This is a genomic window from Palleronia rufa (assembly GCF_000743715.1).
Lineage (GTDB): Bacteria > Pseudomonadota > Alphaproteobacteria > Rhodobacterales > Rhodobacteraceae > Palleronia > Palleronia rufa.
In genome coordinates this window covers 413042-426109 of the sequence record NZ_JQEY01000001.1, presented here as the reverse complement: position 1 = coordinate 426109, position 13068 = coordinate 413042, and the positions used below count along the sequence as shown (strand labels likewise).

Annotated in this window: 13 protein-coding genes and 1 pseudogene; 8 read left to right on the top strand and 6 right to left on the bottom strand. The window is 66.1% G+C overall.

Translation table 11 applies throughout. The annotated features are described in order from the left end of the window. Positions 1-25: 25 nt before the first annotated feature. Together KW83_RS02070 and KW83_RS19540 are read left to right on the top strand one after the other, a co-directional pair. Positions 26-667 (top strand): LON peptidase substrate-binding domain-containing protein, encoded by a 642-nt coding sequence (locus KW83_RS02070; protein ID WP_036173736.1) that lies wholly within the window; start codon positions 26-28, stop codon positions 665-667. After that, positions 664-840 carry a Trm112 family protein gene (locus tag KW83_RS19540; RefSeq protein WP_081904407.1) on the top strand — a complete coding sequence of 59 codons (177 nt, stop codon included), beginning with the start codon at positions 664-666 and terminating at the stop codon, positions 838-840. The genes KW83_RS02070 and KW83_RS19540 overlap by 4 nt, the downstream gene beginning before the upstream one ends. A gap of 3 nt (positions 841-843) precedes the next feature. Here KW83_RS19540 and KW83_RS02065 read toward each other — a convergent pair whose 3' ends face one another. Further along, positions 844-2052, bottom strand: coding sequence for an FAD-dependent monooxygenase (locus KW83_RS02065; RefSeq protein WP_036173734.1), 1209 nt, complete (start codon positions 2050-2052; stop codon positions 844-846). Positions 2053-2128: 76 nt separating this feature from the next. Here KW83_RS02065 and KW83_RS02060 point away from each other — a divergent pair, with 76 nt between their 5' ends. From KW83_RS02060 to KW83_RS02050, 3 genes are all read left to right on the top strand, one after another. After that, a complete protein-coding gene (locus KW83_RS02060; RefSeq protein WP_036173731.1) occupies positions 2129-3457 on the top strand; it encodes an amidase in 1329 nt (442 codons plus the stop codon). Between the two features lie 113 nt (positions 3458-3570). Beyond that, positions 3571-4740 carry an aminotransferase class I/II-fold pyridoxal phosphate-dependent enzyme gene (locus tag KW83_RS02055; RefSeq protein WP_036173728.1) on the top strand — a complete coding sequence of 390 codons (1170 nt, stop codon included), beginning with the start codon at positions 3571-3573 and terminating at the stop codon, positions 4738-4740. A gap of 17 nt (positions 4741-4757) precedes the next feature. Continuing rightward, positions 4758-7604: a DNA translocase FtsK gene (locus KW83_RS02050; RefSeq protein WP_036173725.1), complete on the top strand. Its 2847-nt coding sequence runs from the start codon at positions 4758-4760 to the stop codon at positions 7602-7604. 95 nt (positions 7605-7699) lie between these two features. On the opposite strand, the gene dps is transcribed toward KW83_RS02050, so the two are convergent. Continuing rightward, positions 7700-8182 (bottom strand): DNA starvation/stationary phase protection protein Dps, encoded by a 483-nt coding sequence (gene dps, locus KW83_RS02045; RefSeq protein WP_036173722.1) that lies wholly within the window; start codon positions 8180-8182, stop codon positions 7700-7702. A gap of 192 nt (positions 8183-8374) precedes the next feature. Here dps and KW83_RS02040 point away from each other — a divergent pair, with 192 nt between their 5' ends. After that, positions 8375-8980, top strand: coding sequence for an outer membrane lipoprotein carrier protein LolA (locus KW83_RS02040; RefSeq protein WP_036173719.1), 606 nt, complete (start codon positions 8375-8377; stop codon positions 8978-8980). On the opposite strand, the gene KW83_RS02035 is transcribed toward KW83_RS02040, so the two are convergent. After that, positions 8977-9561, bottom strand: coding sequence for a transglycosylase SLT domain-containing protein (locus tag KW83_RS02035; protein WP_036173716.1), 585 nt, complete (start codon positions 9559-9561; stop codon positions 8977-8979). The two genes, KW83_RS02040 and KW83_RS02035, sit on opposite strands and share 4 nt — an antisense overlap. A gap of 73 nt (positions 9562-9634) precedes the next feature. After that, complete coding sequence (locus KW83_RS02030) at positions 9635-10519, bottom strand: AEC family transporter (protein WP_036173713.1); 885 nt, start codon at positions 10517-10519, stop codon at positions 9635-9637. A gap of 84 nt (positions 10520-10603) precedes the next feature. Between KW83_RS02030 and hspQ the strand changes: the two genes are divergently transcribed. Further along, positions 10604-10930, top strand: a complete 327-nt coding sequence (gene hspQ / locus KW83_RS02025) for a heat shock protein HspQ (RefSeq protein ID WP_036173710.1) — start codon at positions 10604-10606, stop codon at positions 10928-10930. Here hspQ and KW83_RS02020 read toward each other — a convergent pair. Both KW83_RS02020 and KW83_RS19535 read right to left on the bottom strand, forming a co-directional pair. Further along, a complete protein-coding gene (locus KW83_RS02020; protein WP_036174845.1) occupies positions 10927-11301 on the bottom strand; it encodes a rhodanese-like domain-containing protein in 375 nt (124 codons plus the stop codon). The two genes, hspQ and KW83_RS02020, sit on opposite strands and share 4 nt — an antisense overlap. Positions 11302-11342: 41 nt before the next feature. Then, positions 11343-11738: pseudogene (locus KW83_RS19535) on the bottom strand (IS5 family transposase); the annotation flags it as partial. Between the two features lie 50 nt (positions 11739-11788). Here KW83_RS19535 and KW83_RS02010 point away from each other — a divergent pair. After that, positions 11789-12721 (top strand): IS5 family transposase, encoded by a 933-nt coding sequence (locus KW83_RS02010; protein WP_036173704.1) that lies wholly within the window; start codon positions 11789-11791, stop codon positions 12719-12721. The last annotated feature ends 347 nt before the right edge of the window (positions 12722-13068 follow it).

The following is a 13068-nucleotide window of genomic DNA, read 5'->3' as shown; positions in this document are numbered from 1 at the left end:
GCCCGCCCGTCCTACGTGCCGACGTATGTTCAATTCAGCGGATCTGCCGCAGTCGATCCCCGTCTTTCCTCTGCCGGGCGCGCTTCTTCTGCCCCGGGGCAGGTTGCCGCTCCATATCTTTGAGCCGCGCTATCTGGCGATGGTCGAGGATTGCATGAAGACGGGTCATCGGCTGATCGGAATGATACAACCCAGAGATGTTCCGCGGAGCGAATCCGCGCGCCTGCACCGCATCGGCTGCGCCGGGCGGATGACCGGATTTTCGGAGACGGACGATGGCCGCTACATGATTACCCTGGCGGGGGTCTCCCGCTACCGGATCCGCGAGGAGGTCGAGGGATTCGCCCCCTATCGCAAATGCGATGTCGACTGGTCCGGATTCGAGCGCGACCTGGGCGGCGCTGAGAAGGACCCCGGCTTCGACCGCGACAGGTTCCTGAAGCTGATCGACAGGTATTTCGCCGCCGAAGAGCTCAAGACCGACTGGGATTCGCTGACGGAGGCCGAGGATGAGCTTCTCATCAACGCCCTGTCGATGCTCTGCCCGTTCGAGCCAGAGGACAAGCAGGCGCTCCTGGAGGCGCCGACCCTGGAAACCCGCCGCGAGACACTGGTGACGTTGCTGGAATTCGCCCTTGCCGGCGGAGGAGAGGAACGGCTGCAATGACGCAGATCGACCGCAAGACGCTCGAGGCGCTGGTTTGCCCGGAGACCCATGCCGTGCTGACCTTCGACGCCGAGCGGCAGGAGCTGATTTCGAAAGCCGCCCATCTGGCTTATCCGATCCGCGACGGCATTCCGATCATGCTGGTCGACGAGGCCCGCAAGCTGGAGGACTGACCGTCAGGGCTTGCGTCCGCGCAGCAGGGCAGGGCGGTCTCCGCTGAGGCCGGCCGCCTCGCGGATGAACCCGCGGCGCAGGGCCGGCAATCTCTGAACCGCCGCAAGCCCCAGGTCCCGCGCTATACGCAGAAGTCCGTTGTCGTTCGAAAACAGCCGGTTGGCCCCGTCCGTCGCCAGCGCAAGGGCGGTCACGTCGAACCGCCGCCAGCGTTCGTGCCGCGCCAGTACATCGCTTCGCCCCGGATCCTCGCCGCGCCTGCGGGCCAGGACCAGGACTTCGGCGATGCTGGCAACGTCCTTGAGCCCCGCGTTCAGGCCTTGACCGGCGATGGGATGCACCGCGTGGGCCGCGTCGCCCACCAGAGCGACCCGCGGGCCGACGAAGCTGTTGGCGATGGACAGCGCCAGGGGAAAGGTATGACGCGCTCCGGCCAGGGCGATATCGCCCAGAAAGTCGCCAAACCGCGGGCGCAGAACGTCCAGGTAGTCGTCGTCCGGCATGGCCGTCAGCGTTTCGGCGCGGTCCCGGCGCTCCGTCCAGACGATGGAAGAGCGATTGCCTTTCAGCGGCAGGATCGCCAGTGGACCCTCTGGCATGAAGAACTGATGTGCCACGCCTTCGTGCGGGCGCTGGTGGGCAATCGCCGCGACCAGCGCGTTTTGCCCGTAGTCCCAGCCGGTGCGCCGGATCCCGGCGCGCGCCGCCACGCCGGAATGGCGCCCGTCAGAACCGATAAGGACCGCCGCCGACAGGAGGCGCCCGTCATTCAGCGTGGCCTCCACCGCGGCGGGCCCCGCAAGGTGGTCCGTCACGCTCCCTTCGATCACCGTCACACGGTCGAGGGCGTTCAGGAGAACCGGCCGCAGGTGGCGGTCCTCCACCATGTGGCCCATCGGGCCTTCCTCGATCTCCGCGTGATCGAAGGCCAGCGTCAGCGGCGACGGGCCGTCGGTCACCCGCCCGTCCGAGATGCGGATGTCCAGGATCGGTTGCGCCGACTCCGCAAGCTCGACCCAGAGTCCGAGCGCGCGGAGCAGGTTCCGGGATGCGACCGACAGCGCGTAGCTGCGGCCGTCGAACCCGTCACCGCTCCGCGTCCGTTGCGGCACCGGATCGACCAGCGCGACCGACAGGCCGGCCTGGGACAGGGCGACGGCCAGGCTCGACCCGACCAGGCCGCCGCCGGCGATAATGACATCGTGGTTCATGGGGTGGACTATGGCCTGCGATCAGGCATTGTCCATGCGCCCGGCTGACGCTGCGGGCCAGAGCTGTGAGGGAGCCATGACGGACTGGCTGAAACGGGGCGCCGCGGTCCTGGGACGTGACATCGCGGCGGGCAGGATCGTGCCGGAGGAATTGTGCGAGGCGTTTCTGGACGCGATCGCGGCGCACGATCTGTCCCCGCGGATCTATGCCCGCACCACGCCGGACCGCGCGCGGGCGGAGGCTGCCGCAGCGGGGGAGCGCGCGCGGTCGGGAACCCGCCGTCACCCCCTGGACGGCGTTCCCCTATCCTGGAAAGACCTTTTCGACAGTGCGGGCACGGCGACGGAATCGGGCAGCCGGCTTCTGGCCGGGCGAACCCCGTCCCGCGATGCCGCGGTTCTGGAGGGCGCGTCCCAGGCGGGATCGGTGTGCCTGGGCAAGACCCATATGAGCGAACTTGCTTTCTCCGGCCTCGGCCTCAACCCGTCGACCGCAACCCCGCCCTGTATCAACGATCCCGGGGCCGTGTCGGGCGGATCCTCCTCTGGCGCCGCAACGTCGGTGGCTTTCGGACTCGCCGCCGCGGCGGTGGGATCGGATACCGGCGGGTCCGTGCGCGTTCCCGCGGCATGGAACGATCTTGTGGGCCTGAAAACCACGCATGGGTCGGTCCCCCTGCGTGGCGTCGTGCCGCTGTGCCCGCGCTTCGACACGGTCGGTCCGCTGACGCGGACGGTGGAGGATGCCGCCCAGCTCTGGGCGCTGTTGGCGGGGCGGTCCGTGCCCGATCTGAGCGGCGCATCGCTATATGGCTGCCGGTTCATGGTGCTGGAGACCAGCGCGCTGGAGGACCTGGAGCCGGCCGTCGCGGAGGGGTTCGACACGGCGCTCAGGCGGTTGGAATCCGCCGGCGCCCGACTTTGCCGGGGGCGGGTCGATGGGGTGGCCGACGCGATGCCGCTGTCCGCTACGCTCTTTGCGGCCGAGGCCTATGGCGTCTGGGGGAAGACGATCGAGGCCGACCCGGACGCGATGTTCGCCCAGGTGCGCGCGCGATTCCGCAGCGGCCGGGATGTGTACGCCTCCGACTACGTCGCTGCGTGGCGACGGCTCGAGTCTCTGCGGCAGGCATATCTTGCGGCGACGGCGGGTGTCGATGCCGTGCTGCTTCCGACCTGCCCGATCCTGCCGCCGAACCTCCACCGGCTCGAAACCGACCCCGACTACTACGTGGAGCGCAACCTGATGACCCTGCGCAACACCCGGATCGGCAACCTGATGAGTCTGGCCGCGCTGACGGTGCCGACGGGGGTCGCGTCGGTCGGGCTGTCGCTTCTGGGTCCTCCGGGGTCGGAGGCGCGTCTGCTGCGGCTAGGCCGCGCGGCCGAATCTCTCTTGGCGTAAAAGTCACAGGCAAGCCCCCCGCCCTGATCGCGACGGCGCTGCGCTGGACCGCGACGACAGCAAGAGGCTAGAGTTGACCCAAAGGGGCGACAGACCCCGGCTTGAGGCTCGGTATGCAATTTCCACGGCGGTTTTCGGCTCTGCCCGACTACGCTTTCCCGCGTTTGCGCGCTCTGCTGGACCGGCATGAGCCGGGTGGCCCCGTGCGGCACATGTCCATCGGGGAGCCGCGCCACGACCCGCCGCCCTTCGTGGGTCAGGTCCTGGCCGACAGCCTTGCCGATTTCGGACGGTACCCGCCGAATGACGGGTCGGACGCGCTCAGGCAGGCCATCGCCGGATGGGTGTCGCGCCGCTATGGCATCCCGCTCGACGCGGATACGCAGATCCTGGCCCTGAACGGGACGAGGGAGGGCCTGTTCAATGCGGCCGTCGCCCTGTGCCCGGAGGGCGGCCCGGTCGTGTTGACGCCCAATCCGTTCTATCAGGTCTATGCGGTGGCGGCGCTCGCGGTGGGGGCAGAGCCGCGCTATGTTCCGGCCACATCCCAGACCGGGTTTCTACCGGACTACGCCGCGTTGCCTGCCGCGGTGCTCGACCGGACGGCGATCGCCTATCTCTGCTCGCCCTCGAACCCGCAGGGTGCGGTCGCGTCAGAGGACTACTGGCGCGATCTGATCGAACTGGCCGAACGCCATGACTTCCGCATCTTCGCGGACGAATGCTACTCCGAGATCTACCGCAACGCGCCGCCACCGGGCGCCTTGGAGGTCGCGCACAGGATGGGGGCGGACCCGGAGCGTGTGGTGATCTTCCATTCCCTGTCCAAGCGGTCGAACCTGCCGGGGCTGCGATCGGGCTTCGCCGCCGGCGGACCGCGGACCATCGCCCGGATGAAGCAGCTGCGGAACTACGCCGGCGCGCCCCTGCCGGGTCCGATCCAGGCGGTGAGCGCCCGTGCCTGGGCGGATGAGGCGCATGTCGAGGCAAGCCGCCTCCGCTACGCGGCCAAGTTCGACACGGTGGACGCGATCTTCGACGGGATCGACGGCTGCGCCGCGCCAGAGGCGGGCTTCTTTCTCTGGCTGCCGGTCGATGACGGCGAGGTGGCCACACTGCGGCTCTGGCGCGAAACCGGGGTCCGGGTGCTCCCGGGATCCTACCTCAGCCGCACGGTCGATGGCGCGACGCCGGGCGAGAACTTCATAAGAGTGGCCCTGGTGGCCCAAGAAGACGAAATGCGGCGCGGGCTGATCCAGCTTCGCGACTGTCTCTACAGGTAACGGAGAGGACTGCCGGAATGGCGTATCAGACTCGCGGGCGGAACCCATTGTTCGACAGCGACACCCAGGCGATCCTCGAAAAGCGGGGCAAGGAACTGGTGGGACTGCTGCTGGTCGCGCTCGGGGCTGCCTTGGCGGTGACCTTGCTGACCTACCGGCCGGAGGATCCGTCCTGGCTGGCCGCCACGTCGGAGCCGGCGCAGAACGCCCTTGGCCGGATGGGTGCTTCCATCGCCTCGCCCATGATGATCATCGCGGGGCTGGGGTCCTGGGGTCTGCCGGCCGCATTCCTGGTCTGGGGCGGGCGGTATATGTTCCACATCGGCTCTGACCGGGCGCTGCAGCGCGCGATCTTCGTGCCGATCGGCGTGGCGCTGCTGTCGATCTATCTGTCCACCCACGCGCCGGATGCAGAATGGGGCCAGAGCTTCGGTCTGGGCGGACTTTTCGGGGACACGGCTCTGGGAACGATTCTGGGGCTTGCGGGGGTCGAGGGCGCCTTCGGCCTCAAGTTGACCGCGGCTGCGATGATGCTGGCGACGGTTCTGGCGGGTGGCTTCGCGCTGGGCTTTACCTCTGTGGAGGTCAAGTCGATCCTCAACTGGCTGATCCGCGGCACGGTGATGTCCTACGCCGCGCTGATCGCGCTGTTGGGCTTTGGGGGACGCGGCATGACGGCGGGTGCGCGCAAGGCGGCGAACCGGATCGGCGATGCGCGCGTCCGGCGCGACCAACGCCGCCGCGCGGCCGAGGAAGAAGACGATCCAATCGAGACCGCCGCCGCCCTTCGCCCGACGGACGGCGCCTGGCCGCAGGACCGGTACGACACCGATTTCGAGATCGAGCCGGGTTTCCTGTCGCGGATCGGCGGTGCCCTGGGTTTCGGGGAGCGGGACCCCGTGGGAGAGGACACCGGGGACGACCGGATCCGGGCCAAGATTTCGGACGCGATCCGGCAGCGCGCGCGCAACCAGCCGAAGCTCACGGCTGGCGGGCCGAAACCGGAGGCGCGGGAGCGCCGCCGCCACCCACGTGGACCCCAACCGATCATTTTGGCCCGGGCGACCGCCGACCGCGTGCTCGACGAGGATGAGGAGATGCGTGAAGAGGTCACCTATCCTGAGGAGATCGACGCCACCCAGTACGATGCCGACGATTTCGACGCGGAGTTTGGCGCGGACCTTTCCCCAGCCGGGCCGCAAAGCGGTCCACAGGTTGCGCCGGCGATCAAGCGCGAAGCGCCGAAGCCCAAGGTGCAGCATGTCCAGAATCGGCCACTGGTCTCCTCTGCCCGGGACGCGGCGGATGCGCGGCCGTCGCCGGCCTTCGACGCGGGGGATCCGGCGGCATACGAACACCCGCCACTAACGCTTCTGACCGATCCCAAGACCGTGGAGCGTCACGTGCTGTCCGACGAGGCGCTGGAAGAGAATGCACGGATGCTGGAAACCGTGCTGGACGATTACGGCGTGAAGGGTGAGATCGTTTCGGTCCGTCCCGGCCCGGTCGTCACCATGTACGAGCTGGAACCGGCACCGGGCCTCAAGGCCAGCCGGGTGATCGGTTTGGCCGACGATATCGCGCGGTCGATGAGCGCCCTGTCGGCCCGCGTCTCCACGGTGCCGGGCCGTTCCGTCATCGGCATCGAACTGCCCAACGACAACCGCGAGATGTGCGTGCTGCGCGAGATCCTGGCCAGCCGCGACTTCAGCGACGGCACCCAGCGCCTGCCCCTGGCGCTGGGCAAGGACATCGGCGGCGATCCGGTCGTCGCCAACCTGGCCAAGATGCCCCACCTTCTGATCGCGGGGACCACCGGCTCGGGCAAGTCGGTGGCGATCAACACCATGATCCTGTCGCTCCTCTACAAGCTCACGCCAGAGGAATGCCGCATGATCATGATCGACCCCAAGATGCTGGAACTCAGCGTCTATGACGGCATCCCGCACCTCCTGTCCCCGGTCGTGACCGATCCGAAAAAGGCGGTCGTCGCGCTGAAATGGGTCGTCGGAGAGATGGAGGACCGCTACCGCAAGATGTCGAAGATGGGCGTGCGCAACATCGACGGCTACAACGGCCGGGTGCGCGATGCCCTGTCGAAGGGAGAGCTGTTCGAGCGCACGGTCCAGACCGGGTTCGACGAGGACACCGGCGAGCCGATCTTCGAGACCGAGGAGATCCTGCCCGAGATCCTGCCCTTCATCGTCGTCGTCGTTGACGAGATGGCGGACCTGATGATGGTCGCCGGCAAGGAGATCGAGGCCTGCATTCAGCGTCTTGCGCAGATGGCGCGGGCCTCGGGCATCCACCTCATCATGGCGACGCAGCGCCCGTCGGTCGATGTCATCACCGGCACGATCAAGGCGAACTTCCCGACGCGGATCTCTTTTCAGGTAACGTCGAAGATCGACAGCCGCACGATCTTGGGCGAGCAGGGCGCCGAGCAGCTTCTGGGCATGGGCGACATGCTCTACATGGCCGGGGGCAGCCGCATCACCCGGGTTCACGGGCCATTCTGTTCCGATGAGGAGGTCGAGGACATCGTGACCTATCTCAAGTCCTTCGGCCCGCCGGACTACAAATCCGGCGTGGTCCAGGGACCGGACGACGACAAGAGCGGTGACATCGACGCCGTGCTGGGACTGGGGACGGGCGGCAACACCGACGGTGAGGATGCGCTCTACGATCAGGCGGTCCAGATCGTCGCGCGCGACCGCAAGTGCTCCACCTCCTACATCCAGCGCAAACTGGGCATCGGCTACAACAAGGCGGCCAGGCTGGTCGAACAGATGGAGGACGAGAATGTCGTATCCTCTGCCAACCACGTCGGCAAGCGCGAGGTGCTGGTCCCCGAGGTTCATTGACCGCGAAACACCGCACAAAAAAGCCCGGCACGAGGTGTGCCGGGCCAGGAAGGCGAACCAAGGAAGGACAGGTTCGCCAGGGAGAACCTTTGCGATCAGGCCTGCGCTGCGTTCGCGCCGATGAACCACGCGTCCTTGTCGATCTGCCGGGACACTTCGATGAAGAGATCCTCGACATCGGAGTCCCCGATGTCGTCGGCCTCCTCTGCCGCCGCCCGGATCTTCGCGCCGACGTCCAGGAACCGTTCCTTCAGCGCCGCGACATGGGCCTGAAGATCGGTCTCCTCCACGGGGTAGGCGGTCATCGTGGTCTCCTCCGCCACCACCTCTGTGGTGCCGCGGGCGATGCCGCCCAGGATCACGGCGCGCTCGGCGATCATGTCGGAACTCTCGCGCAGCCGGTCCGCGACCTCGTCCAGAAGCTCATGGACGCCGATGAAGCCCCGGCCCTTGAGGTTCCAGTGGGCCTGCTTGACCGCCATGGCAAGAGAGATCACGTCCGAAAGCCGGGCGTTCAGAAGGTCGATCGTCTTGGTGCGCGTGTTGTCGTTCAAGCCGCTGACGAATGCTTCAGGCATTCCAATCTCCTGTCGTTTCGTGTGTGACCCGCGGCCGGCAGAGAACCTGGCCGCGTCGTGCGACCAATTCCCGGCGCCGGAGAGGGTTCCATCCGCGACGCCGGTCGATGACAGGCTCCTGATATGGCATGACGGTGACGGGCCGGGGCAGAGCGCCTATATCGAAGCCCAAGCCAATCAACGGAGCCCACAATGCTCGACCGCAGAACCTTTCTTGCCGCCGCCGCTGCCGGTGCGCTGATCGCGTCGCCCGCCGTGGCCGCACCAATTCCGCTGGCACAGCTGTCGCAGTATCTCAATTCCCTGACCACCGCGCAGGCGGACTTCACCCAGATCAACGCGGACGGCACGATCTCTACCGGAACGCTCTACATCCACCGCCCGGGCCGGTTGCGGTTCGACTACAAACCGCCGGCGGAGATGCTGGTGATGGCTGGCGGTGGGCAGGTGGCCGTGTTCGATGGAAAGTCGAATTCGGTCCGGCCGGAGCAGTATCCGCTGAGCCAGACGCCGCTGTCGATCATCCTGGCCCAGAACGTCGACCTGGGGCGGGCCGGGATGGTCGTGGGTCATCGGCAGGACGGCAACAAGACCATCGTCACAGCACAAGACCCCGAGCGCCCGCAGTACGGCAAGCTTGAGATGGTGTTTACCGGCAACCCCGTCCAGCTTCGCCAGTGGGTCGTCGTGGACGGGCAGGGTGCGCGCACGACCACGGTACTGGGCGATCTGCGTCGGGTGAACGGGCTGCCGTCGCGCTACTTCTCCATCCCGACGGAGGTACAGTCGCGCTCCTAGATCTTGCGGCAGCCGCGAAGCTGGGCGTCGTAAAGCACCGCCCGCGTCTGCACCCGCTCCGCCACGGTCATCAGCCACGGCTTGGAATTATAGCTGCCGTTGCGATAGCCGGTGCGGCCTTCGTGATAGGCAAGGTATTGATTGCGCGCGTCTCCACGTGAAATGCCCAACCGTTTCGTGGTCTGGTCCATGTACCAGCCCATGAAATCGGTTGCGTCCTCTATGTCGTCGCGCTTGGCACGCCGCTTGCCGGTCTGCTCCTTGTATTCGTCCCAGGTTCCGTCCAGCGCCTGACTGTAACCGTAGGCCGAACTCTGACGGCCCATGGGAATAACTCCCAGCGCGAAGCGCAGAGGCGTCCGGGCATTGCCGATGAACTTCGATTCCTGGTGGATCGTCGCCATCTGAACCGCGATCGGGATGCCATAGCGCCTTTCGGTCTTGCGCATTGCCCGCAGGTAGTGCGGCCGCTCGTCAGCGATCGAACAGGCATTTTCCAGGTCTCTGGGGGCCGTGGCTTCTGTTCCGCCGCAGGACGCGACGAAGGTCAGAAGGATGACCGCGCGTAGAATACTGCTCATGTGCCGTGTTTTCTTTTGTGTTTTGCAGACACGATAGCAGGCGTGAGCCTGCAAAGAAACCGTCTTGCGCGGGTCAGGCCATCACGACCCCAAGGATGAGCGGAAGATAGACGACGGAGGCCACGGTGGAGACGACGACCAGCCCCGCCACCGCGTCACTGTCGGCGCCGTATTTTTCGGCGATGAGATAGGAGGTGACGGCGACCGGTGTCGCGACCTGGATCACGAGCACCGCGAACGCCACCGGTGGCAGATCGAAGGCGCGACCGATCGCCGCGGCAATCACCACGCACACACCGGCCTTTATGGTCGAGAGCACGATCGGGCGCACCAGGCCGCGCGGGCTCAGACGTGCCACCGCGACGCCAAGGGTGATGAGCATGAGCGGTATCGCGAGTTGGCCGATCAGGCTGAGTGTGTTCGTGAGAAATACCGGCGTGGTCCAGCCCTGCCAGAGGAACACGGCGCCCAGCACCGTGGCAGTGACCATGGGCTCCCGGATGACCCGCTTCAGCGATCCGCCGCCCGACACGATCCAGATCCCGGCGGTGAAGGAATAGATCGCCATGACCGCGAAAACGACCACCGCGTAGCCCAGCCCCTCATCCCCGAAGGCGAACAGCGCCAGCGGCAGGCCCAGATTTCCCGTATTTCCGAAGATCAGCGGCGCCAGGTAGGTGCGGAACTCCAGCCCGAGGATCAATGTTATGGCAAGTATCGCGGCAGTGACGGCGCCATAGGCCGCGACGGCGGCCAGCGACAGGGTGGTGAGGGCGGCGGGATCGATCTCGGTCTGCATCAGGGACACGAAGATCAGACAGGGCACGCCCAGGGTCATGGACATGCGGGTGACGAACGCGATCTCGTACTCGAACCCGGCTTTCACCCAGACGAACCCGATCGCCGCCAGCAGGAACACTGGCGCTGTCACCTCCGCCACGGTGAGCGCCAAGTTCACGACGTGGTTTCCGCGATTGACGGCTCGGACATGGACTTATCCCGCATGGTCCGCCATCTTTACCGCTGCTGAAAGGGGGCCGCCATGCTTAAGACGCGCGCAAGATACCATCTCGGGCAGATCGTCCGCCATCGCAAGCATCCGTTCCGCGGAGTCGTGTTCGACGTGGATCCCACCTTTTCGAACACCGAAGAGTGGTATCTGTCGATCCCCGAAGAGGCGCGCCCGGCGAAGGACCAGCCCTACTATCATCTCTTGGCCGAGAACGAGCAGAGCTATTACATCGCCTATGTATCCGAGCAGAATCTGGAGCCGGACGATTCGGGTGAGCCGGTCGGCCATCCCGATCTTCCCGACTTCTTCGGCGACATCGAGAACGGCAGCTATCCTTTGCACGCCCAGCTGAACTAGTCCCGCGCGGTCGGCCATTCCCGCCGCGCCCAGCCGGCGAAGCCTCCGTCCATCTCCGCCATGTGCATCAGGCCCATGTCCAGCAGCGATGTTGCCGCGAAGTACGATCGCTTGGCGGTTGCGCAAAACAGGATCAGGCGTTTGTCGGTCGCAAGGGTGTCCTGGCGACCGGGACTCTGGGGGACCACCCAAAATTCCAGCATCCCTCTGGGTGCCGGGATTGCCCCGGGCACGCGGCCCTGGCGCTGGAGCTTGCGGATAGCGACCGTGATCGCCGTAGTCGCCTGAACCTCGGGGCGTGCGTTTTCGGGACTGAGCGCGATGATCTCCCGCTTGGCACGGGCGACCAGATCCGTGAGGCTCTGTTGCACAAAGCTTTTAATACCCGAGATTCCCCTTTCCCCGGACGGATTCATCCCACGGCCTCTGTGACAGGGATGCCAAGGGCGGTGTAGCCGTTCATGACGGCGATGCGGACCTGGACTTCCGCGACTTGTCGGTCGAAGTCCCGCGCCATGAGGCGCTGCCCCAGCAATTTAACGCAGTGCATCTTGGTTTCGACGCGGCTTCGGCGGTGGTATCCGCTCCAGTTTCGCCAGATCGCGCGACCGAGATATTTCGAAGCTCGCAGGGCCTCGTTTCTGGCCACGGCACCCGCAGTGACGGTCTTCCACGGCTTGGCGTTCTTGCGGGGTGGGATGACGGCATTCGCCCCGCGGTCAGCGATGGCGTCGTGGCATTTGCGGGTATCATAGGCACCGTCTGCAGTGACGCTGCCGATCGCCTCGTCCGGGCGTTGTTGCAGAACTCTAGCCGTAAAGGATTCACATCGGGAATTCATGCGCTTAGACGAGCAGCATGAGCAAGCCCAAGCCCGCCCGCTACCGCACGACGAACTGGTCCACCTACAACGATGCGCTCAGGAAGCGCGGGTCGCTGCTGATCTGGCTGGACAAGGAGATGACCTGGCACGCGCCGCATGAGGGACGCCCGGGGCGCCCCCCGGTCTTTTCGAATGCCGCGATACAGTTCTGCCTATCGATCAAGGTTCTGTTCAAGTTGCCGCTCAGACAGACTGCCGGGATGGTCGCCAGTCTGCTGCGACTCGCGGGGCTGGACTGGCCCGTTCCGGACTACTCGACCCTGTGCCGTAGGCAGAAGACCTTGAAGGTTCAGATCCCCTATCGCCGTGCTGGCGGGCCACTGAACCTGCTGGTTGATAGCACCGGCATCAAGTTCCTCGGCGATGGCGAGTGGCAGGCCCGGAAGCATGGCATTCAGGGTCGCCGCCAATGGCGCAAGGTGCATCTGGCGATGGACACCGCCACCTCGGATATCCTGGCCGTCGAGTTCACCCACAGCCGGGAAGGCGACAGCCCCGTCCTGCCGGACCTGTTGGGCCAGATCCCCGAAGACGAAGACATCGGCACCGTGACCGCGGACGGCGCCTACGACACCCGCCGCTGCCACGGCGCCGTCATCGCACGCGGTGGCACGGCAATCATACCCATCCGAAGGAACGGTCGGGCTTGGAAGGAGGACTGTCCGGCTGCCAAGGCACGCAACGAAACCCTGCGCGCCACGCGTCACTACGGTCGGGCGTTTTGGAAGCGGTGGACCGGATACCACGCCCGAAGCCGCGTGGAGGCCAAGATGCGATGCCTGAAGGCCTTCGGCGAGCGCATCGCCGCGAGAGACCCAGACCGCCAGACCGCCGAAATCCACATCCGTGTCGCCCTTATCAATCGCTTCAACGCGCTCGGCACCGCCGAGGTCGTCCGCGTGGCCTGAACCCGAACGGGAAAGGGACACTCACGCCTCAGACGGCCTTTCTGCAACAAAAACCCCAGGGCTCCCCCCTCTTTCGATTGCCGTCCGCCGACCGGCCCTGTTGACGTGTGAGGATCTCCACCTCGGGTGCTGAGCCATTCGAGGTTGCCGGATGGGCAGCAGCCTTCATCCGCGCGACGTTGACCGACACGCGATGCCGACCGCACTGTCCTGGCCGGGATTGCGACCCCGGCTGCATCGGCCCTGTTCCCCGGTTTTCGCGCAGGCCGTGCTCTGGAGTGCCCGGATCGGCGGCCCATGGCGCGATCCGCCGGAGGAGTCCGGAAAACGGAACGCGGTCCTCAAAC

What these genes read in the sequence shown, in the direction of transcription:
- KW83_RS02040 (WP_036173719.1), top strand. Translation starts at nt 8,375, where the DNA reads ATGCTCGACCGCAGAACCTTTCTTGCCGCCGCCGCTGCCGGTGCGCTG.
- KW83_RS02065 (WP_036173734.1), bottom strand. Translation starts at nt 2,052, where the DNA reads ATGAACCACGATGTCATTATCGCCGGCGGCGGCCTGGTCGGGTCGAGC.
- hspQ (WP_036173710.1), top strand. Translation starts at nt 10,604, where the DNA reads ATGCTTAAGACGCGCGCAAGATACCATCTCGGGCAGATCGTCCGCCAT.
- KW83_RS02010 (WP_036173704.1), top strand. Translation starts at nt 11,789, where the DNA reads ATGAGCAAGCCCAAGCCCGCCCGCTACCGCACGACGAACTGGTCCACC.
- KW83_RS02060 (WP_036173731.1), top strand. Translation starts at nt 2,129, where the DNA reads ATGACGGACTGGCTGAAACGGGGCGCCGCGGTCCTGGGACGTGACATC.
- KW83_RS02055 (WP_036173728.1), top strand. Translation starts at nt 3,571, where the DNA reads ATGCAATTTCCACGGCGGTTTTCGGCTCTGCCCGACTACGCTTTCCCG.
- KW83_RS02050 (WP_036173725.1), top strand. Translation starts at nt 4,758, where the DNA reads ATGGCGTATCAGACTCGCGGGCGGAACCCATTGTTCGACAGCGACACC.
- KW83_RS02035 (WP_036173716.1), bottom strand. Translation starts at nt 9,561, where the DNA reads ATGAGCAGTATTCTACGCGCGGTCATCCTTCTGACCTTCGTCGCGTCC.
- KW83_RS02070 (WP_036173736.1), top strand. Translation starts at nt 26, where the DNA reads ATGTTCAATTCAGCGGATCTGCCGCAGTCGATCCCCGTCTTTCCTCTG.
- dps (WP_036173722.1), bottom strand. Translation starts at nt 8,182, where the DNA reads ATGCCTGAAGCATTCGTCAGCGGCTTGAACGACAACACGCGCACCAAG.
- KW83_RS19540 (WP_081904407.1), top strand. Translation starts at nt 664, where the DNA reads ATGACGCAGATCGACCGCAAGACGCTCGAGGCGCTGGTTTGCCCGGAG.